At 52.8% G+C, this 2098-nt stretch carries 2 protein-coding genes and 1 pseudogene; 1 reads left to right on the forward strand and 2 read right to left on the reverse strand.

What is annotated here, in order from left to right; genetic code table 11:
- A partial coding sequence (locus tag VAE48_RS13430; protein WP_322793841.1) for a hypothetical protein occupies positions 1 to 217 on the forward strand: 217 nt, incomplete at its 5' end.
- A 30-nt stretch (positions 218 to 247) separates the two neighbouring features.
- Here the strand turns inward: VAE48_RS13430 and VAE48_RS13435 are convergent.
- Together VAE48_RS13435 and VAE48_RS13440 are read right to left on the reverse strand one after the other, a co-directional pair.
- Positions 248 to 1363 (reverse strand): serine hydrolase, encoded by a 1116-nt coding sequence (locus VAE48_RS13435; protein ID WP_322793842.1) that lies wholly within the window; start codon positions 1361 to 1363, stop codon positions 248 to 250.
- Between the two features lie 85 nt (positions 1364 to 1448).
- A pseudogene (locus tag VAE48_RS13440) lies at positions 1449 to 2098 on the reverse strand (coproporphyrinogen dehydrogenase); the annotation flags it as partial.

The following is a 2098-nucleotide window of genomic DNA, read 5'->3' on the forward strand; positions in this document are numbered from 1 at the left end:
CCGCGAACGCGTTGTTCAGCGTTTGAAGCGGGTTTACGGCATTTTGCGCGCCGAGCCGGGCAAAGACCGCTTTGCTTTTTATGTTTTCGAGGGCAATAACCGCGTGCTGCTGGAATTTCCGAACGATACCACCGGCATCACCCCCCGCCTGCTCAAGGAACTGACCGAAACAGTGGGGGAGGGAAATGTGATGCTGGAGACCATCCCCATCCAATAATCCATCAAGCCGGGAAGATGGCTTGATGGATCAGGCAAGCGGCTTGATTTCCTTCCAGAGAATATCCACCATTTGCAGCATAAAGCGAATTGCTTTGGGGGCGTAGCCGAACTGGTTGAGGCTGCCAATCAGGCAGGCATCCAAAACGGGGTGGTAAAAGAGAAACGCACCTGTCGAGCCGGCATTGCCCCAGCAGTTGAACCGTCTCGGCATGATCAACGGCACGGTGGTGATGTTCATCACTCCGTAACCGTAGTCTATCCCAATCGAAAAGCGGGCGGCATCCTCCCGCATTCGCTGCAGGGTGGCCGGTTGCAGAATGTGTCCGTGTGCCAGAGCGCGCAGAAAGATCAACCATTCTTGCAGGGGGGCAGTCACACCCCCGCCGGCATAATCCATGCTCAATGAGGCATATTCAATCACATTCTTATCACCAAAGTAAAGACCGGCTACCCCAAAGGGATTTTCTTCCTGCGGGCGGGAATGACCGAGTAAAAAGGCATGCTTCATCCCCAAAGGTTGAAAGAGATACTGATGAAGCGCCTCTGCAAACGACAAACCGCTTACGGCTTCAACCACCAATCCCAGCAGGTGGTAACCGGTATCCGAGTAATGCAGTTTTTGACCGGGCGGGAAATGAGCTTTCAGGTATTCCTTTGACCAGATGAGCACTTCGCGCGGTGTCCAGCGCCGTTGAGGCTGATTGAGAATGATGTTCAACATCGGTTCGCCGCGCTGGGGTTTATCCTCAAAGTAATCATGTAGACCGGAGGTGTGATTGAGCAGATGGCTCAGACGGATTTGAGGGGTGTAATCCACCCCCTGATAAACGTGCAGATTTTTCAGCAGTTCTTCATCCAGATATTGAGCCAGTGCATCTTCAAAACGCAATTTTCCTGCTTCTACGAGCAGACCCATTAATACAGCCGTGCACAATTTGCCCACACTTGCCATAAATACCGACTGCTGCGGATGAGCCGGGAGAATTTCTCCCGCCTGGGTCTGGCTCTGTCCGCTTGCCAGCGCAAGGTGAAGCCCATGAGGCTGGCTTTCCACCAGCAGGCAGGCATTATGAATTTTGGGGTCGGCTTCGAGCAATCGTTGAAATCGGTTTTGGATTTTTTGGCTGATTTTTTGAGTATCCATTGCATCTCTCCTCAGGGCATAACAGGTTTTATCTATCAGGGTGTTTGTTTTCAGCACCCGCTTGCCTGCGGAGAGAACGCAAAGGTCAGGCTTTTGCGTCGGAAAGGCGCGTTTCGGGGGAAACTTGCGGTTCGCTGGCAAGCACAACCCGGCGCGCCTGATCGCGCACACGGTTGATGCTGGAGAAAAATTCCCGCATGAGGGTTACCAGCAGGTAACGTCCGCGCGGGGTGAGGGTGATTTCTTCGGCGTTGTTGGTTTGAAATGCGCCCACTTTTTCAAAGGCAAGCATTTCAATCGGCAGGCAGCGCTCCACCGGCGCGCCAAAATCGGCCTGCCATTGTTTTTTATCCAGCCGTAAACCAAACAAATCCATCATGAAGCGGTAGCGCATCTGATCCAGTCGGCTGAAACGACGTTTTCCGGCAATCGGTGCACTGCCGCCGGATACCCATTGCTGGTAAAAATTGAGCGAAAAGGTGTTTACATATAGCGAGCCGTTCAGGTAGCTGAACGAACCCGAACCGACCCCCACATATTCTTCGCTTTTGACAATGTATTCGTCAATCAGGCTGCGTCCCTTACGCGAGAAAGTCCAAGCGGTGGAAAGGTCAAAGTGCGGGGAGAGCAGACTGATAATTTGTTCATACAAGGCTGCTTCGCGGTCAAAGGTTACATTGCCGATGCTCTTTTTCAATTGCTGGCGGACGGAGGGGGAGGTCATCAGCGGGTAGT

The sequence above is a fragment of the Bellilinea sp. genome (assembly GCF_034432615.1).
In the GTDB taxonomy this organism is placed as follows: Bacteria; Chloroflexota; Anaerolineae; order Anaerolineales; family Anaerolineaceae; genus Bellilinea.

Coding starts and splice junctions, on each gene's coding strand:
- VAE48_RS13435 (WP_322793842.1), bottom strand. CDS start 1,363: ATGGATACTCAAAAAATCAGCCAAAAAATCCAAAACCGATTTCAACGA.